The following is a 24,755-nucleotide window of genomic DNA, read 5'->3' on the forward strand; positions in this document are numbered from 1 at the left end:
TTGTGGGGATCGGCACATACTGTTGTAGACGGAACGAGCTCTTCCTCGTGAGCGGCGAGGATGCAAGACTACACCGCCTGGGGCCGCCGACGCGACCACAAGAAGTAAACCGGAATGCCCAGCAGAACAATAACCAGGCCCGGCCACGTGTATTGCGGTTTATAGCGCAACAAGACTACATCAATAAAGAGCGCCATCACAATGTAGATTGCGGGCAGGACCGGATAGCCGAAAGCCCTGTAGGGACGGTCGGCATCCGGTCGAGTGCGGCGCAACACGAATAATCCGGCGAGCGTAAGTACGTAGAAGACCAGCACGGCAAACATCGTGTAATCGAGCAACTGCCCGTAGGTTCCGCTGAGGCAGAGAACGCACGTCCAGATCGCTTGAACGACGAGCGAGATGGCGGGCGTCTTATATTTTGGATGCAACCGCGCCACGGGCCGGAAAAACAGGCCGTCCTTGGCCATCGCGTAGTAGACGCGCGCTCCGGCCAGAATCAATCCGTTGTTGCAGCCGAAAGTGGAGATGAGAATGGCGGCGGCCATGAGCTGCGCGCCGATGTTGCCGAACATCTGCTGCATGACCGCCGTTCCGACGCGGTCCTCCGATGCGTACTGTATGCCCCGGGACATGAGCGTCATCCCGTGGGGATCGCCCTGAAGCGGCAGCGCCAGCAAATAGACGATGTTCACGGCGATGTAGATGAGGATCACAGTGCCAGTGCCGATAGCTAGCGAAAGCGGCAGGTTGCGGCTTGGGTTCTTAACCTCACCTGCGGTAAAGGTGACGTTGTTCCAGGCATCGGCAGAGAACAGAGACCCGACCTGAGCGATGGCAAGGACGGTAAGTACTCCCACCATGGCCGTTTCGCCGGTTATACCGACCGGAATCTGGTGCAGCGTGCCCCATCCGGCGTTGTGCCAGAAGTTTGATCCAAAGTTCGCGGCGATGGCCTGCGCATTCGCGCCGAGCCAAAAGCCGAATCCAATCACAGCGAGCAGTGCAGCCGTTTTGGCGAATGTAAAAAAATTCTGGACGATTGCGCCGGTGCGCACGCCGAAGATATTCACAATCGAGAGCAGCAAAACGGAGACGATCGCGACGAGGTTCTGCGTGTTCAGGCCAACGTCCATGTTGCCGAGCACCATGGGGCCAACAAACAAGGGCGGAACTTTGTAGTGGAACGAAAGCCAGTTCGTGGACGAGATCGACGGGAAGAAGACGCCGAGGAATTTGCCGAAGGCCACACCGACAGCCGCGATGGTTCCGCACTGGATGACTAGAAAAAACGTCCAGCCGTAGAGGAATGCCCAGAGCGGGCCAAGCGACTCGCGCAGGTAAACATACTGGCCACCGGCGCGGGGCATCATGGCGGCGAGTTCGCCGTAGGCAAGCGCTGCGGTGATGGTCATGAAGCCCGTGATAACCCAGGCCATGATGAGCAGCGCGGGCGAACTGACGAGTCTCGCAATGTCGGCCGAAACGATGAATACCCCGGAACCGATCATGGAACCCATGACGAGGGTTGTGGCGCTGGTCAGACCAAGGCCTTTGACAAGCTCCTGGTCCTGCTGGCAGACGGTTTGGCCATTGGCCGTGAGTTGGGTCTGGCTCACATTGCTCCTGAATAAGGCTGGCGCGAAGTGGGAGAGAATGTAGCACAGATTGTGCATGGCGTATGCACAAGTGAACGGCAGAAAACGATGCCTGCGTTTCGCGGACTGAGAGCAGATCGAAACCGAAAACCGTGTTGGACTGAGAACCGATGGTGTCTGGAGGAAGGTTGTCCTCCTGACGAGGACGTTAGTCCGATTCGAAGGATCTCTACTGTAACGCCACTCTCAACAACGCCAGTCTCAATCTTTTGCGCAGATCTTAGCGGTCCTTCGACTTCGCAATTGCGTCGCTCCGTTCAGGAAGACAACAAGAAGCTCACAGAATCACGAAGCCAATAAGCTGATACGCCGGAGAAGCTGTGCGGCGGGCTGCTGGTGAAAGAAACTAAATCAGCCCGCGAGAAGGTTCAAGAATTCCTTTGCCCGCTGGCGAGGATTTGCCAAGAGATCGGAGATGACGGCCACGGAGTCCGCTCCTGCTTTGAGGACCGAATGGCAGTTAGCGCGGGTAATCCCGCCGATGGCGATTAGCGGTTTGTGGGTGGCGGCGCGGGCCGCGCGCACGCCTTCAAGTCCGACGACTGGGTCGGGATTCTGCTTGCTGCCGGTAGCGAAGACCGGGCCGATAGCGATGTAGTCGGCCGAGGTAGTGTCGGCGAGCGAAACTTGATCGACGTTGTGCGTAGACACGCCTATCCAGCGCTGGGGGCCAACTACCGTCCGCGCGCCCTCGGGCGAGAGATCATCCTGGCCGACGTGGACGCCATTGAAGCCGGCGGCGATGCAAAGGTCGGCACGATCATTCATGATGAGCCTGACTGCTGGGCCGAGCACGCGACGCAGTTCACGCGCGTGGGAAAGCACCGATGCTGCTTCGGCATCTTTCGCGCGAAACTGCATGAGAGTTACGCCGCCGGCCGTGAGTTCAGAGGCGAAGTTCAGGATTGCTTCGATGTCCCGAGATGGGCCGAGGTCGAGGATGGCGTAGAGCTTTGGAAATTCGTGCACGGAGGAAAAGGTACAAGGGGGACGGTGCAAGAAGCAAGAGAACAGTCCCATTGGGCTTAACGACCAAAGAAGAAACGGCGGGTGAAACGCCCGCCGTTCAATTCACAATCCAACGAACCAACTCTTGCGGCTACTTGCCGGCTGCTTGCGCTTGAGCCAGGAACTCTTCCATGAACTTGGTGTCGAAGCGCCCGGCGATGAAGTTTGGATCTTTCAGGATGCGCCGGTGCAGCGGGATGCTCGTGTGGATTCCCTCCACGATGAACATATCCAGAGCTCGCGACATGCGCGAGAGGGCTTCCTGCCGGTCTTTTCCGCGGACGACCAACTTGGCAATCAACGAATCGTAGTATGGCGGCACGATCGCTTCGGCATAGCACGCCGTGTCAACGCGAACTCCGGTCCCTCCCGGTGTGTGGAAGGTCGAGATCTTTCCCGCCGAGGGCGTGAACTTTTCAGGATGTTCCGCATTGATGCGGCACTCGATGGCATGTCCACGATGAACGATGGGGCCATGGAGAACGGTGTCGAGCTTTTCTCCGGCGGCAATCATGATCTGGCTCTTCACTAGATCGACGTCGGTGGTCATCTCTGTGACGGGATGCTCCACCTGGATACGCGTGTTCATCTCGATGAAGTGCAAGCTGCGATCCTCATCCATGAGGAACTCGACCGTGCCGGCATTCACGTAACCGATTTCGTTCATGGTCTTTTGCAGGATTTTTCCCATCCTGGCGCGCAGTTCCGGACTGACCATGACGGAGGGCGACTCTTCGAGCAACTTCTGGTGACGGCGCTGGATGCTGCACTCGCGCTCGCCGAGCGAGACGACGTTGCCATGCGCGTCCGCAAGTACCTGGAATTCGATGTGGCGCGGGCGCTCGATGAACTTCTCCATGTAGAGATCGCCGTTGCCGAATGCGGAGGCCGCTTCACTCTGTGCGGCATGGAAGAGGTTGGGAAGTTCTTCGGCGCCACGAATGACGCGCATACCGCGTCCTCCGCCTCCGGCAGAAGCCTTGACGATAACTGGGAAACCGACCTGGCGCGCCCATTCAAGAGCCTCTTCCGCCGAGCCGATCACGCCGTCCGAACCGGGCAGGATGGGGACGCCGGCCTTCTTCATGGCCATGCGTGCCTTTTCCTTTTCGCCCATCATGCGGATGATCTCCGGCGGCGGGCCGATAAACTTGATGCCGCAGGTTTCGCAGACTTCGGCGAAGTTGGCGTTCTCGCTGAGGAGTCCGTAGCCGGGGTGAATGGCGTCCACATTCGCAATCTCAGCGGCGCTGATGACGGCGGGGATGTTGAGGTAGCTTTCGCTGAGTCGCGGCGGGCCTATGCAAATGGCTTCGTCGGCAAATCGCACGTGCAGCGAGTTGCGGTCGGCTTCGCTATAAATAGCGACAGCCTTGATCCCAAGTTCCTTGCAGGCACAGATGACGCGGAGGGCAATCTCCCCCCGGTTGGCAATCAGGATCTTCTTAAACATGCGAGATGGCCGCGAGCGCGCGCACTTTGGGTCAAAGGTGGGCGGCGACTCCGTGTAACCGGAGCGCCGGGCCCGCGCTCTGCGACTCTGAACCTCCTATGGCGGCCCTTGTCACCCCACCGGGCGCAGGCCGCTGCCGCTTATCGCGGCCGAATTGCGTATAGGGCTTGTCCGTACTCGACCGGTTGGCCATTGGCAACGAGTATCTTGACGACTTCACCTGTGACGTCGGACTCGATCTCGTTCATCAACTTCATGGCTTCCACGATGCACAAGGGTTGGCCGGCCGTGACCTGATCGCCGACTTTGATGAAAGGCGGAGAACCCGGTGAAGGCGCTTCGTAGTACGTACCTACGATGGGTGACTTGACGATGTGCAGAGTCTCTTCCGGTTCCGCCGGAGCGACGATGGGCGCAACGGGAGCCGACGCAGAAATACTTTGCCCGGCTGATGCCGATGCGGCGTGCATGGGCGGTGCTGAGATGGGCGCAGGCGGGGGGGCCTGTGCCGCGGAGACATACTGCGGTTCCTGTGCGCGCTTGATGCGCACCTTTACATCGCCACGCTCGAGTTCGAACTCGGCGATGTCTTTCTCGATCAAGAACTCTATCAATTCCTTCAGCTCTTTTTGATTCATCGTCCGTCTTGGGCAGACCGCAATACAGCGCGGCCGCGATGTGCGGCACCCGCGTTCTGGTGCGGGTGAAATTGTGCAGGCACCCTGCGAGCGTTGCTCGAAAGGGATTCCGCGGCACCCGAGCGGTGGACAGCCGGGCTCAGAGTTCGATTAGCTCTTTACTAGCTGGCGTCAAAACCTCGCAACCGGTTTCGGTGACGACAACCATGTCTTCTATACGAATGCCAGCCTTGCCCGGCAGGTAGATGCCGGGTTCGATGGTGATGACCATTCCCTGCCGGAGTTGTTCGCGTTGCGCGCGCGCAACCCGCGGCTGCTCGTGAATCTCAAGCCCAACGCCATGTCCGGTTGAATGCGTGAAGTAACGATCCAGGCGGGCTCGACGCAGCACGGAACGTGCTGCCTCATCCACCTTTCCCAACTCCACTCCCGGCGCAACGGCGTCAATGGCGGCCATCTGCGCATCCAGCACCGCGCCGTACAGCGCGCGATACTCGCTCGAAACACGGCCAACGTGTACGGTGCGGGTCATGTCTGAGCAATAACCGTGAAGTATAACACCGAAGTCTAGGACCACGAACCCTTTAGCTGCGACGCCATCGACGGACGCAACGCCATGCGGAAGCGCCGAGCGTGCGCCGGATGCAACGATGGTTTCAAACGACATGCCTTCCGCACCTGCACGCCTGGCGGCATACTCGATTTCAGCGGCAACCGTGGACTCGGGCACGCCGGGCTTAATGGCGCGCAAGGCTGGCTTGAGTAACTTCGCGCCGAGAACAACGGCGTAGCGTATGCGCTCGACCTCTTCCGCTTCCTTGACACTGCGCAGAACTTCAACGAGTCCGGACGTTTCTCTCAGGCGTGTGTGCTTGGGGAGAACCTTGCGCAAGCCGGCGCGCATGGTGAGAGACACGTGATCGGCTTCCACCCCGATGCTCGAAATCTTCTTGCCTATAGCGTTCGCAGCGGCAGCGAGCGGCGAACCCTTTGCAACGACGACACGAGCGCCTTTCACCTGCGCACGAGCCTGCTCGCCGTAGCGTCCGTCGGTGAAGAAGACGGGACGCGGGGTCATGAGAAGCACTCCGGCGCTGCCGGTGAATCCGCAGAGGTAGCGAACGTTGGAAAGGTGCGTGACAAGCAGCGCGTCCAGGCGAAGGCGTTCGCAGCTTTGCAGAAGACGGCGCTGACGGCCAGAGTAGTCCATGGAGTGGATTGTAGAGAGTCGCGGGTCGCGAGTCGAGGGTCGCCTGATTGCTATTCAAACCGGGTGCATGCGGAAAACAAAATCAGAGGAGTCCTCCTGAGCGAAGCGATGGATCTGCAATTGAGCCATTCACGGACGAAACCAAACTTCAACAGCGCCAAATAACGACACACAGTGTTCTTGAGATTGCTCTTGCCGGCAAAAAGAACGGGCCTCCGAAGAGGCCCGCCGAGGAGAACAACAGCAACAGAGAGCGCCGGTGTGCTGGGCACCGGCGGAAGACTAGGTTTGAATGATCTTCGGGCTGAGGAAGAAGATCAGTTCCTGAGTCGAGGTCTTGACACTGCGTCTCTTGAACAGATTGCCGAAGATTGGAATGTCGCCAAGCAGTGGCACCTGATCGGTGTTGATCGAGTTCTGGGTCTGGATGACGCCGCCGATTACAACCGTACCGCCATCGGTGACGAGCACCTGCGTTGTCGCCTGCTGCGTGATCAACGTGGGGTTACCGTTGAGTGAGCGGCCAAAATCGGGCGTAGTATTTTCGACGTCAACGGCAAGGAAGATGGTGCCTTCCGCCGTGATCTGCGGAGTGACGGTCAACCGCAGGAATGCGTCAACGTACGTCACGGTCGGTGGTCCACCCAACTGCGCTTGGGTAACAATCGGGATGCGGAAGCCCTGCCGAACGACCGCCGTCACGTTGTTCTGAGTTACGACGCGCGGACGGGACAGGATCTTCAACAGACCTCGAGACTCAGCCATCGTCAGGATGGCGTCGAGGCGGTAAGCGTTCGTAGCGTTAGTGAACGAAAGACCGCTGGTTGGAGAAGCAACGCCCAGGTTCGAGAACAGGGGAATCGCTACCTTCGGAGTTGCCGTAGAGGCACCGCCACCGCCAGCGCTGTCGGTGCCGGTGACGAAGTACTGTGGTGCGGGAACGGCAACGAGCAGAGGGCTCTGGCCGGCCCCGCTAGAGCCGCCTACCGCAGAGACACCGTTGCCCCATCCGAAGCCGAGTTGCACGCCGAGCTCACGCGCAAAGTTACGGGTTGCTGCGACGACACGCGCTTCGATTTCAACTTCCTGCGTTTTGCGATCGAGCTGCGTAAGCAGGCGGTCGACCTCCGGAATAACGCTCGGGATGTCCTGGATGATGAGGGCATTGGTGCGCTCGTCGGCGATAACGTCTCCGCGTTGCGAGAGGAAGCGCTTCACCGTGGGCATGATGTCCTTGGCGTGCGCGTAGCTCAGGAAGCGAGTGACGGTCTGCTTGTCCACGGCCAGTGCCTGCGCTTCGGCCTGGGCGCGCTTGGCCTCAGCTTCACGGCGCATGGTGTCAACGGTAGCGATACGCAGGACGTTACCCTGCAACTGGTGATCGAGGCCGTTGTTCTGAAGAACGATGTCGAGTGCCTGATCCCACGGTACGTCGTCGAGCACGAGCGTGAGCGTGCCCTTCACGTTGGGATCGAGGACTACGTTAAGACCGCTGATCTCATGAATGAGGCGGAAGAAGTCTTTCAGGTCAACGTCCTTCAGGTTGACCGAAATCGGCTCTCCCGTGTAGCGCGGGCGATTCGCCGCAGCGCTGGCGGACTGGGCTGCCTGTTGCTGCTGCTCAAGCGCCATGTTGACGGCCGGCTTGACCTGCATGGCAGCGCTCGGCGGAGGCAACATGTTGGTCTTTTCGGTCGTGGCGGCCTTCGCAATCGTTGAGGCGGCATCCGCAGCGCGGACCACGGGATCAACGTTGGGCGCTTCAGCCTTGGCTTCAGTCGTGGGTGTCTCAGCAGGCTTGGCTTGGAAGCTCGGCTCGACGAAGACATAGTCAGACTGCGCGGCCGGCTTCGGTTCGGCTGGAACTGGAGTCGTTGACGGCTGCGCGGAGGCGACCAGCACCGGCTCGGATTTCGCAGGCGACGGCGTGGGCGCATCAACAACTGCCGGCGTGGAACTGGGCTGCGCCGAGGCTATGGCCGCGGGGCGCAACCTCAACAGCAGGCCACTTCCACTCCCCACCAGTTCGTAATCGCGAGCAACCGCGAGGTCTACGACGATGCGGGTGACCGGCGGATCAAGCTGGTAGCGCGACACGCGCACGGCTTTCACATCCGGCGTGTTGACCAGAATGTTGCGGGTGCGGAGCGCGGGTACGGAGTTGGGAACGTCAAGAACGATGCGATCCGGACCGGTCAGTTTCATAACTTGGGCGGTGGCCGGACCTGCAATCTCAATTTCCATACCAGCCTTGCCACGGGCCACGGCAACCTTCGTGATCTCGACGGCATTGGCAGGAGCTGGTACGGCTTCAGACTTTGGCCTGGAAGCGACTGCGGGCTTCACTTCGCGCGGGGCAGGCGAGGCCTGGACGGCAACGGCCGTTCCCTTCACTTTCACTTCCATGCCGCCCTTCACTTCGGAGACCTGAATGTCAGCTCCGGGGGCGAGCGCGATCTCCACGCGAGTTACTTCGGAGCCTGACGCGCCTTTATAAGTGAGGACGCGATAAGACTTCACGCCCGGCACTTCGAGCGGACGCTGCCGGTCCTGAAACTTGCCGGCCTGAACGCCAGCAAGGTCCACGAGCAACAGCCCGTCATCTGGCCGGTATTCGTTATGCGTGAAGGCGCCGGTCGTGTGCAACGTGATCACGGTCGCGTTGCCTTGGGAGGCCACACTCACGTTCGTCAGTTGCGACGGCGCTTGTGGACCGGCGGCCGCTGCGAACGTACAGAGTACGACCAGCGATATGAGTACACCCAGCAGTTGCTTACACTTCATTCTAGTTCTCCTCACGACGAGAGCCTGCTCCCGGTCGTGCGCAGCCTTTGGAGCGTCACAATCCGCTCTGGCGGACACATGGGTCGGCGCTCTGCCGGCCTTGAAGAATTCACCTGACGGCCTCGACGCCAACGACCACAGTGGCAAAGACCGTCCCGTAGTTCCCTGGGCTCGGCCTGTCTAGCTCTTACCGCTCTCTCTCACGTCTTGATCTGGTCACTGCAAGGGGCCAGGTCATAATGCCTTGAACTCGCAACCACGCAAACGCTTTACACGGCTGGCGTGTTGACCCTTTTGACTACCTCTCGGGTCGTCGGATTGCCGAGACGATCATGCGTCGTCTCTCTGAAAACGATTGAGTCGGGCGTGATCTTCATCACGAACCCGTTGAACACCGGATCCTTCTCGCGCAAAAAATATGTCTTGTTCGCCGCGTTGATAACCATGGCGATCATGCCGGCCTGAGCGCGTACGACTCCTTGCAGCCGGACCTGGTCGACAACCAGGCACTTCTTGCCGGTTGGGCAATTCGTCGGACCGCCAATACGGCTGACGACGGGGCTGACAAATGGGTCGCGCTTTCCCTTACGCGCCGGAGCTTTAGCGGCCATTGCGGCTGCACTCACGGCGGGCGCCTCAGCGGAGGCAGGTTGCTTGACTTTGCGCGCGGGCTTCGCAGCGCCACCCGGCTTCTTAGGCACTGCAACCGGCGCGGCGGCAGCCTTGGCCTGCGGAGCGGGCTTCGGCTTGAAAAGCGGTGGCGGCGCGGACTTGGAGCCCGGCACAGACGCTGCCGGTTTTGCAGCCGGTGCAGCAGTTTGCGCGAAAGCACCTGCGGTTGCGAAAGCTAGGATCAGAATGCTCGATATCAGCTTCATGCGTCGTGCTCCCTACTTCTTCCCGGCTGCTGCGGGCGAGGCCTTGGCTGCTGCCGGCGTTCCCGGAGCGGCGGCCTGCTGCGACTTTGCGTCATTGCTGAAGAACGTTGTCGCTACACACGTTGCGACAACGCTCTCGCCGGGTGCATAGGCGTAAGACTTCTTGACCTTCGCCGCTTGCGGAGTCGTGGTCGATGCCATCTGAAGTCCAGAAATATTGACGATGCGCTCCAACCCGCCGACCTTCTCGAAGAAATTCAGCACGGCGTAGTAGGGGCCGTCGATTTCCAGTTCGAAGGGAGCCTCGGTGTAGAACTCACGCGTCGAGGGCGGCCTGGATGTATAGCGGCGAATCTCGATTCCAGCACTGGCAGCCGCGCCCTGCATCATCTCGATGAACGCTTCCGACTCTTTTTCATCGGGCACGATCCGCTTCTGTAATTCCAACTGCTGCTTCAGAATCTCGACGGAGCGGTTCAACTCGGCGAGCTTATTCTGGTACGGGCGGAGCTGGTCAACCTCAGCTTGCTTCGAGGCCAATATCTCCCTGTCGCGGCGATTGCCGTCGTCGATCGCCTTGTAGACGAGGAAGTAAAGCGCGACGGTGATGGCCATCGCCACGCCAATCACAATCCCCATCTGTACCTTTGCCGGAAGTTCGTTCCACTTAGCCATAAATACCCCGCTAGCTCTTCTGCTTCTCGCAAATCAGCGTGAAGACAAAAGCCTGCATGTCTTTCACAGCTTCGTTCTGCTGCGTTTCCTTGATCTCGACGGACTTGAAATATTTGGTCTTCTTGAGGTTCGACATCAAGTTGGCGACTGCAACGTGGCTCAACGCAATGCCGTTGACCGAAATCGAGCTGCCATCATCGGTCATGTTGCTGAGCCAGACCGCATCCGTGGTATTCACGGTCTCACCCATCATGGCAAGCAGCTTGACTGGACCGGCCTGGGTTGACTTGAGCTGATCGATAACGTCGAAACGGCGCTTGTATTGGTCCGCCTGCTTCTGCTTCTCGAGGAAGGCGACTTTCACCTGTGCCAGGCGCTTGGCTTCTTCTTCGGTGGACTGGATGTCTGCCAGGATCTTGTCGTGCTGCGAATTCAGTCGCCAGAACCAGTAATAGTTCCCACCGGCGGTCAGCAGGCCAACGACGAGCAGAACGACCAGGATCGACGGGCCATCTCCGGCCATGGAAGGCATGGCGATCGCGGCGCGTTTCCCCTTCTTCGGTTTGGAAATGCCCAGCAAATTGATCCGGATCATAAGGTTTCAAAGCTCCTCAGGGCTAAGCCCACGGCGACGGAAAGCTGTGCCGCGTTCTTTTCGACCAACTCCGCCTCCGGCCCTACCGGCGGCTCAATTTTCTGAAACGGGTTGAGCACTTCAACCGGCAGCGAGAACTCCTGGCGCAAGGCTTCCATCAATCCCGGAACCTGCGAAGAACCTCCGGCAAGGTAAATACGCTCGATGTGCTCGCCAGCGGCGGTGGCGCGGAAGAAGTCGAACGTCTTCTGAATTTCCAGGACGATGATCTCCGTTACCTGCTGCAAGATGGGCAGCTTGGCATCTTCGCTGACGGTGCCGACCTTCTGGCCGAGCTTTAGCGCTTCCGCATCATCGAAGGTGAGATCGAGTTCCTTCTGGAGCGAATCCGTATATTGGTGACCGCCAACGCTGACATCGCGCGTGAACAGCGGCGTCGTGCCCTTCACGATGTTGATATTCATGACGCTCGCACCCAGGTTCAACAGGGCGACGGTGGAGCCCGGCGCTGGCTCGTAGTTGTATTCGTAGCAGTTCTGCAGCGCGAATGCATCTATGTCGACGACCGCGGGAGCCTTGCCAGCAAGCGAAAGGACGTTAGTGTAGTTCAGTATCTTGTCCTTCTTGACCGCGACGAGCAAGACATCCATGTACGGGCCGTCCAGGTCCTCGGAGAGGATCTGGTAGTCGATGTTCACGTCGGAGATGTCGAACGGGATATGCTGCGCGGCTTCCTGCTGAATGCTCTGCACAAGCTCCTGGTCGGTCATCGTGTGCATCGAAATCTTTTTAACAATGACCGAGTGACCGCTGACGGAGGTCGCGACTGCCCTGGACTTGATGTTATTGTCGGTAAAGATCTTGGTGATGGCGCTGGCCACGCTGCCGCTATCGACGATCATGGAATCGACGACGATGTCCGACGCGAGCGGCTCCAGGCCGATATGCGTGACTTCGATCCCGCCGCGCGATTTCTTCAGTTCGACAGCCTTGATGGTGCTGGAACCTATGTCAAGACCGACAATCGACTTTGTTGCACCTAATCCAAACATTGCGCCGCCTCTTTACCGTGCGACTGCGGTTCGCGCAGCCCTCGGTCTCTTTTTTCCCCGGCCTTCCCCTAACGTGCTCTTCCGCTCCATCCATGTATCTAGAATAGTTTTCTTGAACTTCCAGCGGTTGCCGAGCTTGAACGCGGGGATCTTCTCTTCGTACACGTATTTGTAGAGCGTGTCGGGGCTCACGCCCAGATACTGCGAAGCCTGCCGGATATTCATCACTTCAGGCGAATCGGCCATACAAGTCCTAAGCCTTTCCACAGAAATAGCTTCCCGGTCGAGGTGGGAGTACCCTTCCGCTCGGGCGCATTCGAGGATGACCCTCGTTCTTCTCGGGGAGAATCGTTTGTTGATGCCGGTTATAGCAGGATTACATGCGGGGGTGTCAACACGAACGTACGATATCTTCCGGTATCTTCGGTTTATTGCCTGTCCTTTCGGACACTGTACTATCGTGCCAGATGCAATCCTTTGTACCTACAACATGGCGCGACCACAAGATATCGCGGTAGTGACGCAAAGGGTTCGAGCAAAACCGGCGAGCAAGTTACCAAGGGCGTAAACACCGCCGTAAAGAACGGCGACGCGGCGCGAGGATGGGTGCTGATTTCAGCTGAAAGAAAGCCCAGCTGATACTGCTGAAAAAGCAAATTCAAACACGCGTCATGGTGAGTTAAGCCCTCATTTTTTTGGGGGGGGTAGCTGCCGGTTCCAAACAAAAAAGCGAGCCGAGCGCTTTGCGCCCGGCTCTTGTACTGAGGACTCTACACAACCTTACTCCTAGGTGTTGATGTCGAATTGCTCCTGGTGCCTACCGGGCATTGGCACCGACCAGAACGATGTTGTGCGCTTCATCCATATCGCACTTTATGGGAACGACAATCGAAGACGCGAACTCCCGAGTCACATTTCGGTTGGATGGGTGCAATTGAAGTCCGGCTTGGCTGTGAGCGTGGAGAAATCCGATGGCGAAAACAAAAGCTGCGACTGCGATCGTGCGTGAATTCATCGATTGCTCCTCCCCGAAAAACAGCATTCGTCAGCTCTAAAAAAAAAGCGAGCCGGGCTCCTTGCGCCCGGCTCTTGTACTGAGAACTCGACATTCCTAAACAACCTACTTCTATGTATTGATGTCGAACTGCTCCTGGTGAAGCGCAGGATCGCTCTTGATGAGCACGGGGCGTCCTACGAGTTCTTCCATCTCCTGCAGCCAACGGCCGTTGCTGCTCTTGAGTTCCTTGGCGACATCGGGGTGCACGCGGAGCGTGACGTCCCGTGATTCGAGGTGCTTGGTAATTTTGCGCATCTCGGTGTAGATCTCGTTGCAAACCGTTGCGACGGATTTAACGAAACCTGTCGCCGCGCAATATGGACACGGGCTGCCAAGAGTGCGCTCGAGCGACTGCTTGACGCGTTTGCGGGTGATGGCCACCAGTCCGAAATCGTTGAACTGGAGAACCTTCGATGGAGCGCGATCCGACTTCAACGCTTCTTCGAGCGCCTGCATCACCTTCTGACGATTCTTGCGCTCGTCCATGTCGATGAAGTCGATAACGATGATGCCGCCGAGATCGCGCAGGCGGACCTGGCGAACAATCTCCTTGATGGCATCCACGTTGGTTTTGACGATCGTGTCTTCCAGGCGTTGCGTCTTCCCGACGTATTTGCCGGTGTTGATGTCGATGGCGACAAGCGCTTCCGTCTGGTTGATGACGATGTACCCGCCGCTCTTGAGCCATACCTTCGACTTGAGCGACTTGTTGATCTCATCCTGAATGCCGAACTGCTCGAAGAGCGGGGTGTCCTTCGTATAGAGCTTGATGCGGCGTAGCAGCCCAGGCTGGAAGCGGCTGGCAAAGCGAACGACGCGCTCGTACTCCTGTTCGGTATCGACCCATATCTGCGAGAAGTCCTGCGTCACCTGATCGCGAAGAACGCGCTCGACAAGGTTGAGATCGTGATAGATGAGCGCCGGAGACTTGCTGCTATCGGCGCGCGTGCGAATCTCGTTCCAGAGATGCTTGAGGAAACGGATGTCGGCGCGCAACTCGTCTTCACGAACATTAGCTGCGGCGGTACGAACAATGAAACCGCCGTGACCATTTTCACGCTCGCTGGCGACGATACGTTTCAGGCGCTGGCGCTCCTCTTCCGAGGCAATCTTGCGGGACACGCCAATGTGATTGACCGTCGGCATGAAGACCAGGAAGCGTCCCGGCAGGGCAATGTGACTGGTGATACGAGCACCCTTCTTGCCGATAGGCTCCTTTGCGATTTGGATCAGAACTTCCTGTCCTTCCTTGAGCAGGTCGCTGATCATCGGCATCGCGCGTGGAGCTTCGTGGCGCGGCCCTCCGCGCATGCGGCGCCCGCCGCGGCGTCCGCGATGATCGCGGTCGCGATCATTGGGGCGGCGCTCACGGGCGGGGCGCTCCGCACGCTGCTGATAGCCGGCTGTACCGGCCGGAGCGCGCAATTCTGCCTGGCCGTTGGTTTCTTCGCTTTCCTCGCCTTCCTCTTCTTCCTCGTCCTGATCTTCTTCACCAGCGACGAGTTCCGACTCTTCGAACTCATAGCTGTCGCCGTCAAAGTCATAGTCTTCGTCGGCATTATTGGCTTCACGATCATTGGCTTCGCCAATCTCATGGCCACCGATGCGATCGAGAGTCCGCTCCTCAAGTTCGTGCAACTGGTATCCAGTAAGGTCTTCACCGAGGTTCGGCATGTCAGCCTCATCCTCATCAAGTTCCTCGTGGACAAGCTCGCCGCCTCTTGGCGAGTAGCCACCCTGATCTTGCATGGACGTGCGATCGGCTTCCGGTGCGTTGCTGGATTCAGGTGAGGCAGCGTTTTCTGGCGCGACAGCGTGTTCAGGTACGCCGGTACTCTCGGCATCGGCGTCTTCAACGGCGCCGCCGCCAAAGATCGCGGCAACGTTCATATCGTGAAAGCGCTGGGCGACTTCTTCGTCGGCTTCGGTGGGTGTTTCGTCTTGGGCGGCGAGGACGCCAGAGGTCTCGCACGACTCTTCGACAATGCCATGCGGTTCAGGTGTGGTTGGCTCACTTGCTCGCGGCTCGGCCTCGCGCGCTTCGGCAGCGGGGGCCGCGGCTTCCTCGACTTGCTGTTGATGCGAAGGAGTCTCCGGGGTCGTTACAGGCTCTTCGGCGGCGGCCATCGCTGGCAGCACGCTGACGATGCCTTCGGCAGGCACGATCTCGGGTTCGCTGACAGTATTCGGTTCGTCGCCAATAAACGGCGAAATCCCTGCGTTCTCAGTCGGAGCGACGGCTTCGGGTGCCAGATTCTCTTCGATACCGTACTCTCGGTTGGTGCGGTCGTCGGCTGCCGCTTCGGTCGCGACAAGGTCGGGAGCTGCTACCACCGATTCGTCCACCGAAGCGGACTGCTCGTTGTACTCCGTCGTCTCAGCAAAGGCCTGAGGCTCCGCGTTGCGGTATTTGGAAATCGACTCGCCAGGAAGAATGATGGGCTGGTAGTCCGCTGGAAGCGGCGCGGCTTCTTCGCGCGAGCGAGGTTCGCGCGGCTGACGCTCGCGTTCACCACGTTCCCCACGGCGGCCACGTCCACCGAACTTGCGGTCGCGGTCACCGAATTTCCGCTCCTGCGGCGCAGGCTCCTGCTCAAAAACTTCGTTGCGCGGCTCGCCTTCGCCACGCTGGTAGCGAGCGATGGATTCGCCGGGCAGGATCATAGGCTGATAGTCGTCTGCCATTCCCGAGAAATTTGCGCGAGTGGAGGGCTGAGTTGAAGCAGCCTGCGGCGGTGCGGGCTCGACTTCCTCAATCTCCTCAACTACTTCCGGTGCGCTCTCGGCGACGGTTTCGGGCTCGGCAGTTTCCGCTGAGGCTGGATGGGGCTCGGCCGTACGTCCACCACGGCGCCCGCGGCGGCGGCGGCGGCCACGCCAGCGGCGTACGCCTGGGTCTTCAGGGTTTTCGGCGGGCTGCTCTTCTTCTTCGCCACCGTTGGCGGTGACTTCTTCTTCGTCGCCCTCCTCGTCCTCTGCGCCTGATTCGGCGGGAAGAGGCTCGGTGGGCAGCGTTGCCTGTCGAGCATCATGCTGGCGAGTTTCGACGATCTGTACCGGAATGGCGACTTCGCCGAAATCCTCATCCTCATCTTCGGGAAGTTCCAGAAAATCCGATACGTACAGGAACGCGTCGCGTTCCAGTCCTATGTCAACGAAGGCGGACTGCATGCCGGGAAGCACGCGTGTGACACGCCCTTTGTAGATGGAGCCTGCCAGCGTGTATTCGTTTTCACGCTCGAAATAGACCTCGGCAAGCTGGTCGTCTTCCACCAACGCCACCTTGGTTTCCCGTGGCGTGCTGGAAACGTACAGTTCTTTTGTCATGATCGCTCCGGGCCCGCTGCGGCTTTTGGAAGCACGGAAAACCGTGTTCCGCCACAAAGCGGGCGTCACCGGACGCGGAAAAAAGCAGGTCAGGTTTGAAGGTCGGTGGGCCGATCGACGGGAGACGCGCACACGCGGCTGGCGTGGGCGAATATTCCTGTAGAACGACTCAGCCCGCAACTGATATGTGCGGGTTCGCTGGAGACAAGCCTTCCCGGAGACCGCAATGTGAAGGCGTGGCTCGCAACAGCTTCTGAGATCTTTTGCACCGTTTTACCGGCGTCGCACCTTTGGGGTTTGTGACCGCTCTCTCACCGTCAACCGCGACTCTGTCGCGAGGTGAAGGGGCCGTTACCCGCCCCGGGCAACGCTTTGCTTCAATCCTGTCCCGGCCCCTCTTCCTTGGCCGGCGAGTACCCTCTTACGCGAGGGCGACGTAAATGTTGTTCCCCACTGTCCTGATACGCGGCGCGCTTCGCGCCATGCGGTAATCAGACAATACCAGATGCAGGTCTTCTCGACCAATGCACCTTTTGTTGTGCGCCCCATTCCCACTGGAGCAGCGTCAATTTACGAACCGGCGCATGCGCACGTTCATCACGATCCCGAGCGCCAGGAACGTAAACAGTACCGATGAGCCGCCATAACTCATCAGCGGCAAAGGGATTCCAGTGACGGGCATAAAGCCAACCACCATCCCAACGTTGACGAGGACGTGGAACGTAATAACCGCTACCACGCCCATAACCACAAAAGTACCAGCGCGATCAGGCGCCGTTTGGGCGTTGTGGATCAACCGCATCAACACCAGAAAGTATAGCAACAAGAGGAATACAGCGCCTACAAATCCGTGTTCTTCCGCCCAGGCCGCGAAAATAAAGTCCGTATGGGTGACTGGCAGGAATTGTCCCTGTGTTTGGCTGCCTTTGGCGACACCTTTGCCCCAAATGCCACCCGAGCCCACGGCAACGAGGGATTGAATAATCTGGTACCCGGAGCCCTTGGAATCGGCTTCGGGAGAGACGAAGGTGGTCAGGCGCTCCTTCTGATAAGGCTTGAGGCCGAAGCTCCAGACAACCGGCAAGAGCACTCCGGCAATGAGCAGGATAATGGCGGCGTGCTTGAAACGCAGGCCTCCAAGGAACAGCGCCATCAGCGCAATCGGGACATACGTGAGCGAAGTGCCGAGGTCGGGCTGCTTCAGCACCAGCAACATGGGGACGCCCGCCACCAGGCCGGCCTTCACCAGTTCGCGGAAAGGCAAGTCGCGATCATGGTAATCGGCAAAATACTTCGCCATGGCGAGAATAAGGATGAGTTTGACCCACTCTGACGGCTGGAAGTGGAACCCGGGCATCTGTATCCAGCGCTTGGCGCCGAGGTATCGCTTGCCAAAAATGAGAACCGCGACCAGCGAGATGATCGAGACTATGTACATCCAGTAGACGTTCTCGAGCAGAAGCTGATAATTCACGAAACTCATCAGGAACATGACGACAACGCCGGCCATGACCCAATAGATCTGCTTTACGTAAATGCCCTCGAACTTTGTGTTGAGACTGGCGCTGTAAATCTCGGACACCCCGAAGGCGCAGATGATGAGCACGAAGGTGAGCAGCACCCAGTCGAAATCGCGGAATCGAACGTAGCGTGCCATTGCTGCTTACTGCCCCCTCTTGTTCTCAACAGCGTTTGCCGGAACTTCGTCAATTACGGCTGCAACTGCGCCGACCGGCTCGTTTGGTTTGCGATCGGGACGAGGCCGCGACTGAGATTCCGAGACACGTGCGGGATGTTCCGTGGCATCGGCTCCTGCCTGCATGCCTGGCGCAGCCGTGGCGGGTGCCGGTTGTTTTCCCGCTGGCGGAATACTGAACCTGCCACCCTTGAGGTCGCCATTGCTGCCGCCCCAGACGCCGGTGATCTCAGCCGGGGTGGTGCCGACGCCGGCTTCGGGCGTGGCGATCTTTGGAGTACGAGACGGATTAGCAGCCGGAGTAACCGGCGAGGGCGCGGTCACGGCCGGAGGTAATGGCGTCGCGGCTACGTTGAGCTGAGCTCTGCGTTGTTTCTCGACATAGGCCTTGATGACCATCGCAGCAGTGCGTGCAGCAAGGTATCCATGCTCGCCCTGTTCGATGAGAACTGCGACGACGATCTCAGGATTACGGCGCGGCGTGACTCCGACGAACCAGCCGTTATCTCTGAATCGCGATACGTCGCCACTGAGGCGTGCTAACGCGGCGTTCGAAATGGTCTGTGCGGAACCAGTTTTGCCCGCGAAATCGATGTCTTTCAAATGCGCGCTGGGCGCGGTCCCGATAGGGTTTACGACATCGGCCATCGCATCCGTAATGATCTCCCATCCTCGCGGATCGATCGGGATGTGCTTCTCTTCCGTGTATTTGCGCACCTGAATGTAATTCGGCGGCAACTGGTCCGGAAACGCGACATGCGGCGTCCGCAACGTTCCGCCGGTGGTGATAGCGCCAATGGAGCGCATCAACTGAACAGGCGTTGTCGCCACGGCACCCTGGCCGATACCGACTGAAATCGTCTCACCGGCGTACCACTTTTGCTTGAAGTTCTTGATCTTCCACTCTTCGCTCGGCATGACGCCGCTGACTTCCTGCGGAAGGTCGATTCCGGTGCGCTGGCCCAAGCCGAACATGGTGGCGTATTTGGCTATGTTGCTTATACCCAGCCGCTCGGCAAGCGTGTAGAAGTACACGTCGCACGATTGATAGATAGCTTTTGGAAGAGTGACCGCTCCGTGAGCGCCTTTGATCCAGCACTTAAAGAAGCGTCCGTAGAAGGTTCCGCCCCCGTTGCAATGGGCTGTGAGAGTCTGCGAAATGCCTTCCTGCCAGCCGGCGACTGCCATGATGATCTTAAATACCGAGCCAGGAGCAAGCTGCGCCTGAATGGCCTTATTGAGTAGCGGCTTGGCCGGGTCGGTGATGAGCGCGTTCCACTCTTTGGAAGAAATACGCACAGCAAAGGCATTGGGATCAAATGTGGGGCGGCTGACCAGGGCGAGCACTTCGCCCGTGCGCGGGTCCATGGCGATGATCGCACCGTTCTTGCCTTCTAGCGCCTCCTCAGCCGCGATCTGCACATCGATGTCGATGGTGAGTTTAAGCTGCTTGCCCGGGACGGCCGGTTCATCGCTGAGTTCGCCGACTTCCTTGCCCTTGTTGTTGACGAGGACGCGGCGCGAACCGTTCTTGCCCATCAGGATGTCGTTGTACTCGGCCTCCACGCCGGACTGGCCGACGACATCGCCGGGGTTGTAAAGCTCGAAGCGCGCCTGGTTGAGCATGTCGTCGCTGACTTCACCGACGTAGCCGATCAGGTGCGCGGCGAAACCAGCTTTGGGATAGAGGCGGCGGTGAACGGTAATGGTGTCGAGTTCCGGGAACTCGTTGCGATGCGACTCGATGAATGCCAGTTCCTCGGGCGTGATGTCGTACTTGAGGAAGATAGGCTGATATCCCGGCAACGCCGACATGCGCGTGATGCGCGTGCGCATCTCCACGGGATCGATATGCAGGCCGGCTGCAATCGTGTCGAGGTTGACCTCGTTCACCTTGCCCTGGTTCCGCAGAAGAAGCGCAGAGAAAGACGGATAGTTATCGACGATGATGCGGCCTTCGCGGTCAAGAATCTTTCCGCGTGGCGCGAGGATCGGGACTTCCTTGATCCGGTTCTGCTGCGCGAGCGAGTCATAGTACTCGCTGCGGACGACCTGAAGCCGCCAGAACCCGAAAGCAAGGATGAGAAAGACCCCCAATATTCCGTACTGAACAATCGTCAGCCGAATCTGCGGAACTTTCTCGTCGCGTTGAAACATCAATCCAGCCTATGTCGCGCAGATAGCCGAGAGAACCAAAGTTGTCGGAACCAGTTGCATGATGGCTCACAAATCGACATTTGAAAATTCGGCGATTTACTTAATTCTAACCTGAGCTGCGGACCATGGAGACGCTAAAGTCCGGCCTTCTCTCGGAATCTTCCGCGATAAGGAAGACTGGCCAGGACTACATCCGCAGAGCTTAGGTGCGCTGCTTGAACCGGTCCAGCATGGCGAAGACGACAACGGCCATCACGGCATTCGCCAAAGCAGAGCCGAATTCGTGTCCCCAGTGCCATCCGAGGTTCTGGCGTGCAAGGCCTCGCATGATGGCGAAATAGATCGCGTTATGGACGATGTAGAACGCGAAGGTCATCATGAAACGCGAGCCGGGATTCTCGACGTCTATCTTTACGCCCAGCGAGGAAGCGACATAACCAACCACGGTCTTCGCGATTCCGTAGACCCCAAGCGGATGGTGCGAAAGCGCATCCTGTACAAGTCCGATGATACTGCCCGTAAGAAGGCCCGTAACGGGATTGCGCCGGGCAACGGCGAAGAAGATCGTAACCAGGAGCGGCAGATCAAAAATGGAAAAGAAATGTATGCGGACCGGGAGAAACGCTTGCAGGAAGATTGCGAGCAGGGGCACGCCGATGGCGACCGGCAGTGAAAACCGGTAAACCTCTATCTGCTCTCGCGATGTATAACTGACACTCGTCACGTTAGTGGTCCTGCGGTGCTGGTTTCAATTGAGCCGGTAGTGCTGATGGAACGGACGGCTTGGAACTCGCGGCTGGAGGCGCGGCGGTAGGCTTCTTAACTGTGCCGGCGGGCGACGTGTTCGGCATCGCTGTTGGCGCGGCCGGGATTGGTTGCCCCGTCGTCGGTTGCCGCGTGGCTGGGGATTGCCCTGTTGTTGATTGCCCCGTGCCTGCCTGCCCTGTCGCGGGTGCGCTTTCAGGCGGCTTTGGCGGAACGGACGGCAAGCGCTCGGCAAGAATGTCCGCGGCGCGGATGGGGCCGAGGTCCTTTGTATCCGGCTCGCGCTCTTCGATCTTCGTGATGACCAGCACTTCTTCCAGTCGCGTAAGTTCGGCGGCGGGATCTATGCGAATGTCGAGAAACATGCCCTTGCCGGGCGTGACAGTTTTTACGCGTCCAACCGGCAGTCCCTTGGGGAAGATGTGATCTCCGCCACTGGTGATGAGGGTTTCACCGGGCTCGACCTTTTCGTCGGCCATGATGTAGTTGACTTGCGCGATGCCGTTGACGGAGCCCTTCAGAATTCCCTGTAGGCGAGTCTTTTCCAGGATGACGCCGACACCGCTGGTCTGGTCCGTAATCTCAAGCACCTGGGCCGAGCTGGAATAGACGCGCAAAACTTTTCCGACAATGCCATCTGGCGTGATGACGGCCATGTTGGGCTGAATGCCATGATCGGAACCGCGGTCGATGTAGAGGACACGCGATTGTTCACTGCCGCTGGAACCTATAACCTGCGCGGCCACAGTCTTCGAAATGTACTCCTCTTTGAAAGCGAGCAGCGCCTGGATGCGACGCGCTTGCGCAGCATCCTGCTGAAGCCGTATCTGCTCCAGCTTCATGCGATCGATTTCCGCGCGCAACTGCTCGTTCTCGCCGCGAACGTCGCGTAGATAGAAGTAGTTGGTCCAGATGCTGCGCCCCCACTGCTGGGAGTGCACGAAACCTTTTTCGAGAGGCGTGAGGGCCGCAACGGCCCAGGTGCGGATGAGGCGTGAGGAACCGCGATCCGTCGGCGCTTCAATCTGAATGGCCAAGCCAAGCAATTGCAGAGTGAGCACGCCTGCGAGGACGGAGATGTTGGCGTGCCGCTTAAAGATGCTGTCCATGGATTCAGTCGCGGGTTGCGGGTCTTAAGCCGCGAGTGCCGGAGGCGAACGCCGGCGGCTCGCGACCCGTGACGCGAAACGAGTTCCTACTCAATCGATATTTTTCTCAGCAGCTTGAAGTCGCTGAGCATCTTGCCCGTTCCGAGGACGACGCTTGCGAGCGGGTCGTCGGCAATGGAAACCGGGAGTCCGGTTTCTTCACGGATACGCTTGTCCAGATTCTTGAGCAGCGCGCCACCGCCTGTGAGCACAATGCCGCGGTCGCTGATGTCGGCCGAAAGCTCGGGAGGGGTACGCTCAAGCGCCACGCGAATGGCGTTCATGATAGTGGAAGCACATTCGCCGAGCGACTCGCGGATTTCGCTGTCATCAATGGTAATGGTCTTGGGAACGCCCTCGATAAGGTTCCGCCCCTTAATCTCCATGGTGAGCGGCTTCTCAAGCGGGTACGCCGAACCGATTTCAATTTTGATCTGCTCCGCCGTGCGCTCGCCGATCAGCAGGTTGTACTTGCGCTTGAGGTAATTCATGATCGCTTCGTCCATCTGGTTGCCGGCCATGCGGACGGAGCGCGAGTATACGATGCCACTGAGCGAAATAACCGCGATGTCGGTGGTGCCGCCGCCAATATCGACCACCATGTTGCCGCTGGGTTCCGTGATGGGCAGTCCGGCGCCGATCGCGGCTACCATTGCCTGCTCCACCAGATGAACTTCGCTGGCTTTGGCGCGGTAGGCGGAATCCATGACGGCGCGCTTCTCTACCTGCGTAATCTCCGACGGGACGCCGATGACGATGCGCGGGTGCACAAGCATCTTTCGGTTGTGCGCCTTCTGAATGAAATAGTTCAGCATTTTCTCAGTGACTTTGAAGTCGGCGATAACGCCGTCCTTCATCGGTTTGATGGCGACGATGTTGCCCGGCGTGCGTCCGAGCATTTCCTTCGCTTCCTTGCCAACGGCTTCGACTTCGCCGGTGTTCTTGTTGATGGCGACAATGGAGGGTTCGTTTACGACGATGCCCTTCCCCTTCGCGTAAACGAGGGTGTTGGCTGTTCCCAGGTCGATTGCGAGGTCACTGGAAAACATGCTGAACAAGGAACGAAGGTTGGCGAAGCGCGATCCGCTATATGAACCGTTAGATGCCATTGCTGAACTTTTCTCTCTGCGAACTTCTGAATGTCGTACTGGGTGAAACCAGCTTCTCTGTTATGCCACACACTGGCCCGGAACTGCATACACCAAAAGCCCTATACGGTACGCTGAACTTCCGAGGATACTTCAGGAAGGACCGGGACGCGAACAAAACACCTGCAAAATTTTTTTGCGTTGAGTTGACTGGGTTCACTGAAACTAATCTTACTGGATTACGACCTTCTTCTGCTGCGTATTCACTCCGCCCTTCGTGTTTTGGGCGGTGATGGTGATGACGTTCTCGCCCGATGGCAGGGGAGGCGTCAGATATTGGAAGCTTCCGTCGGGAGCGACCATGGGCACCTCCTGTCCATTGACCATGACGCGCGCCGTCGACTCGGTCTTGCCGCGCACTTCGATCACGTGGCCATGCTGGACGAACGGATGCAATTCCAAGGCAAGCGGAACGGGTTCCGCGCCTCTCGGAATGACGGTAAAACGGTTCTTCTCGCTATCGATGGACTCGCGCCCAGCGGCGTCCAGAGACTGCACCATCCAGTAATAAGCGCCTTCATGCATGGATGAGACAATCTGCGGCTGGACGACCTTTTCATCCAGGACCACGGACGAGAAATATGGATTGCGCGAGACGCGCACGCGGTAGGCGGCGCTCTTCTCGACCGGCGTCCACGAAAACTGCACGGTCGCCTGCTTGCCAGTAGCAAATATCGGGGCCATATTCGCCGGACCAATGAGGGTTGGCGGGCCAAGTTGCTTCTCCTTCGCCATGGTAGGCGAATCCAGCTTGAAGCTGACCTTCTCGTAATCCGACAGGCGGACGACCTGGTTGCCGCGAGTCACCTCGCCAGCGCCCTTTTTCACCAGGATTTCGTGCTCGTCGCGGCGCGGATCGTTGCGCACCTGCGCGGAACTTTCGGACGAGAAGGCGGCGGTGGCTCCGGCAACGACCACCTGCGCACGCGATCCTTGCGAGAACGTAGCGGTCGACAAATCCACCGTGCCGGTAGTGACCTGCACGGAAACTTGTGTCTGCTGGTTGGCATTGAGGAAATTATCTTCGATGACGATGAGCGAGTCCTGCTTGACGGTGTAACTGGTGCCATCGCCGAAGATGACGCGGGCCATGCCTTCGGAGCCGGTCTGCACGACGTCGCCCTTTTCCAGGGGAGTGCTGTAATCAGCCGGACTCCAGGTATTGCTGGAACTCTTTTTGACGCGTACGGTGCCGTCTATATTCGTGAAGTGCGCCTGCTGCGGGCCAGTAGTCTGCGACTTTCCGCGTTGATTTCCGACGCCAACCTTCGCAAGCATGTCCGCCGCGAAGTTGCCGGCCGCTTCAATAGCATTCTTCGTGGGCTGCGGAAAGACAATGTACGAGATGATTCCGCAGAGCGCGAGGAAGAGCAGCACGGCCATCACAACACTTCGGTAAGTGATGGTCGTCCACGAAATCTGGATCTGCGATTTGCGTCGAGGCGGCACTTGAAATCGAACCAAACCTTTTTCTGAGCGAGCGAAGCGAGAGTACCACAAGGTTAA

At 58.7% G+C, this 24,755-nt stretch carries 19 protein-coding genes; all 19 read right to left on the reverse strand.

Going from position 1 to position 24,755, the window contains the following annotated elements; all coding sequences use genetic code 11:
- Positions 1–68: 68 nt before the first annotated feature.
- Entirely contained in the window at positions 69–1,619 is a 1,551-nt protein-coding gene (locus tag VN622_02760) for an amino acid permease (protein ID HWR34776.1), read from the reverse strand.
- A 390-nt stretch (positions 1,620–2,009) separates the two neighbouring features.
- Complete coding sequence (thiE, locus tag VN622_02765) at positions 2,010–2,627, reverse strand: thiamine phosphate synthase (protein ID HWR34777.1); 618 nt, start codon at positions 2,625–2,627, stop codon at positions 2,010–2,012.
- Positions 2,628–2,757: 130 nt separating this feature from the next.
- The gene (gene accC / locus VN622_02770) at positions 2,758–4,119 is read right to left on the reverse strand and encodes an acetyl-CoA carboxylase biotin carboxylase subunit (GenBank protein HWR34778.1); all 1,362 of its coding nucleotides are present in this window, start codon (positions 4,117–4,119) and stop codon (positions 2,758–2,760) included.
- Between the two features lie 140 nt (positions 4,120–4,259).
- Positions 4,260–4,757 (reverse strand): acetyl-CoA carboxylase biotin carboxyl carrier protein, encoded by a 498-nt coding sequence (gene accB, locus VN622_02775; protein HWR34779.1) that lies wholly within the window; start codon positions 4,755–4,757, stop codon positions 4,260–4,262.
- A gap of 139 nt (positions 4,758–4,896) precedes the next feature.
- Positions 4,897–5,967: a Xaa-Pro peptidase family protein gene (locus VN622_02780; protein HWR34780.1), complete on the reverse strand. Its 1,071-nt coding sequence runs from the start codon at positions 5,965–5,967 to the stop codon at positions 4,897–4,899.
- Positions 5,968–6,249: 282 nt separating this feature from the next.
- A complete protein-coding gene (pilQ, locus tag VN622_02785) occupies positions 6,250–8,751 on the reverse strand; it encodes a type IV pilus secretin PilQ (protein HWR34781.1) in 2,502 nt (833 codons plus the stop codon).
- A 269-nt stretch (positions 8,752–9,020) separates the two neighbouring features.
- A complete protein-coding gene (locus VN622_02790; GenBank protein HWR34782.1) occupies positions 9,021–9,629 on the reverse strand; it encodes a hypothetical protein in 609 nt (202 codons plus the stop codon).
- A 12-nt stretch (positions 9,630–9,641) separates the two neighbouring features.
- Complete coding sequence (gene pilO / locus VN622_02795) at positions 9,642–10,304, reverse strand: type 4a pilus biogenesis protein PilO (protein ID HWR34783.1); 663 nt, start codon at positions 10,302–10,304, stop codon at positions 9,642–9,644.
- A gap of 10 nt (positions 10,305–10,314) precedes the next feature.
- Positions 10,315–10,899: a PilN domain-containing protein gene (locus VN622_02800; protein HWR34784.1), complete on the reverse strand. Its 585-nt coding sequence runs from the start codon at positions 10,897–10,899 to the stop codon at positions 10,315–10,317.
- Positions 10,896–11,951, reverse strand: coding sequence for a type IV pilus assembly protein PilM (pilM, locus tag VN622_02805; protein ID HWR34785.1), 1,056 nt, complete (start codon positions 11,949–11,951; stop codon positions 10,896–10,898). Before pilM ends, VN622_02800 begins: the two co-directional genes overlap by 4 nt.
- A gap of 12 nt (positions 11,952–11,963) precedes the next feature.
- Positions 11,964–12,197 carry a helix-turn-helix domain-containing protein gene (locus VN622_02810; protein HWR34786.1) on the reverse strand — a complete coding sequence of 78 codons (234 nt, stop codon included), beginning with the start codon at positions 12,195–12,197 and terminating at the stop codon, positions 11,964–11,966.
- A 571-nt stretch (positions 12,198–12,768) separates the two neighbouring features.
- Positions 12,769–12,966 (reverse strand): hypothetical protein, encoded by a 198-nt coding sequence (locus VN622_02815; protein ID HWR34787.1) that lies wholly within the window; start codon positions 12,964–12,966, stop codon positions 12,769–12,771.
- Between the two features lie 111 nt (positions 12,967–13,077).
- Positions 13,078–16,335 (reverse strand): Rne/Rng family ribonuclease, encoded by a 3,258-nt coding sequence (locus VN622_02820; GenBank protein ID HWR34788.1) that lies wholly within the window; start codon positions 16,333–16,335, stop codon positions 13,078–13,080.
- 565 nt (positions 16,336–16,900) lie between these two features.
- Positions 16,901–17,992, reverse strand: coding sequence for a rod shape-determining protein RodA (rodA, locus tag VN622_02825; GenBank protein HWR34789.1), 1,092 nt, complete (start codon positions 17,990–17,992; stop codon positions 16,901–16,903).
- 6 nt (positions 17,993–17,998) lie between these two features.
- Entirely contained in the window at positions 17,999–20,188 is a 2,190-nt protein-coding gene (gene mrdA / locus VN622_02830) for a penicillin-binding protein 2 (protein HWR34790.1), read from the reverse strand.
- 202 nt (positions 20,189–20,390) lie between these two features.
- Positions 20,391–20,912 (reverse strand): rod shape-determining protein MreD, encoded by a 522-nt coding sequence (gene mreD, locus VN622_02835; protein HWR34791.1) that lies wholly within the window; start codon positions 20,910–20,912, stop codon positions 20,391–20,393.
- 1 nt (position 20,913) lies between these two features.
- The gene (gene mreC / locus VN622_02840; GenBank protein HWR34792.1) at positions 20,914–22,062 is read right to left on the reverse strand and encodes a rod shape-determining protein MreC; all 1,149 of its coding nucleotides are present in this window, start codon (positions 22,060–22,062) and stop codon (positions 20,914–20,916) included.
- Positions 22,063–22,148: 86 nt separating this feature from the next.
- Positions 22,149–23,210: a rod shape-determining protein gene (locus VN622_02845; GenBank protein HWR34793.1), complete on the reverse strand. Its 1,062-nt coding sequence runs from the start codon at positions 23,208–23,210 to the stop codon at positions 22,149–22,151.
- Between the two features lie 210 nt (positions 23,211–23,420).
- Complete coding sequence (locus VN622_02850; GenBank protein ID HWR34794.1) at positions 23,421–24,713, reverse strand: hypothetical protein; 1,293 nt, start codon at positions 24,711–24,713, stop codon at positions 23,421–23,423.
- Between the last annotated feature and the right edge of the window lie 42 nt (positions 24,714–24,755).

This window comes from Clostridia bacterium, assembly GCA_035561135.1.
Taxonomy (GTDB): Bacteria; Acidobacteriota; Terriglobia; order Terriglobales; family Acidobacteriaceae; genus DATMYA01.

Bases quoted from the DNA above. Each gene is read 5' to 3' on its own strand.
- pilQ (HWR34781.1), bottom strand. From the start codon at position 8,751: ATGAAGTGTAAGCAACTGCTGGGTGTACTCATATCGCTGGTCGTACTC.
- mreC (HWR34792.1), bottom strand. From the start codon at position 22,062: ATGGACAGCATCTTTAAGCGGCACGCCAACATCTCCGTCCTCGCAGGC.
- mrdA (HWR34790.1), bottom strand. From the start codon at position 20,188: ATGTTTCAACGCGACGAGAAAGTTCCGCAGATTCGGCTGACGATTGTT.
- pilM (HWR34785.1), bottom strand. From the start codon at position 11,951: ATGTTTGGATTAGGTGCAACAAAGTCGATTGTCGGTCTTGACATAGGT.
- VN622_02845 (HWR34793.1), bottom strand. From the start codon at position 23,210: ATGGCATCTAACGGTTCATATAGCGGATCGCGCTTCGCCAACCTTCGT.
- rodA (HWR34789.1), bottom strand. From the start codon at position 17,992: ATGGCACGCTACGTTCGATTCCGCGATTTCGACTGGGTGCTGCTCACC.
- accB (HWR34779.1), bottom strand. From the start codon at position 4,757: ATGAATCAAAAAGAGCTGAAGGAATTGATAGAGTTCTTGATCGAGAAA.
- pilO (HWR34783.1), bottom strand. From the start codon at position 10,304: ATGGCTAAGTGGAACGAACTTCCGGCAAAGGTACAGATGGGGATTGTG.
- VN622_02815 (HWR34787.1), bottom strand. From the start codon at position 12,966: ATGAATTCACGCACGATCGCAGTCGCAGCTTTTGTTTTCGCCATCGGA.
- VN622_02820 (HWR34788.1), bottom strand. From the start codon at position 16,335: ATGACAAAAGAACTGTACGTTTCCAGCACGCCACGGGAAACCAAGGTG.
- VN622_02780 (HWR34780.1), bottom strand. From the start codon at position 5,967: ATGGACTACTCTGGCCGTCAGCGCCGTCTTCTGCAAAGCTGCGAACGC.
- VN622_02810 (HWR34786.1), bottom strand. From the start codon at position 12,197: ATGGCCGATTCGCCTGAAGTGATGAATATCCGGCAGGCTTCGCAGTAT.
- VN622_02790 (HWR34782.1), bottom strand. From the start codon at position 9,629: ATGAAGCTGATATCGAGCATTCTGATCCTAGCTTTCGCAACCGCAGGT.
- accC (HWR34778.1), bottom strand. From the start codon at position 4,119: ATGTTTAAGAAGATCCTGATTGCCAACCGGGGGGAGATTGCCCTCCGC.
- VN622_02800 (HWR34784.1), bottom strand. From the start codon at position 10,899: ATGATCCGGATCAATTTGCTGGGCATTTCCAAACCGAAGAAGGGGAAA.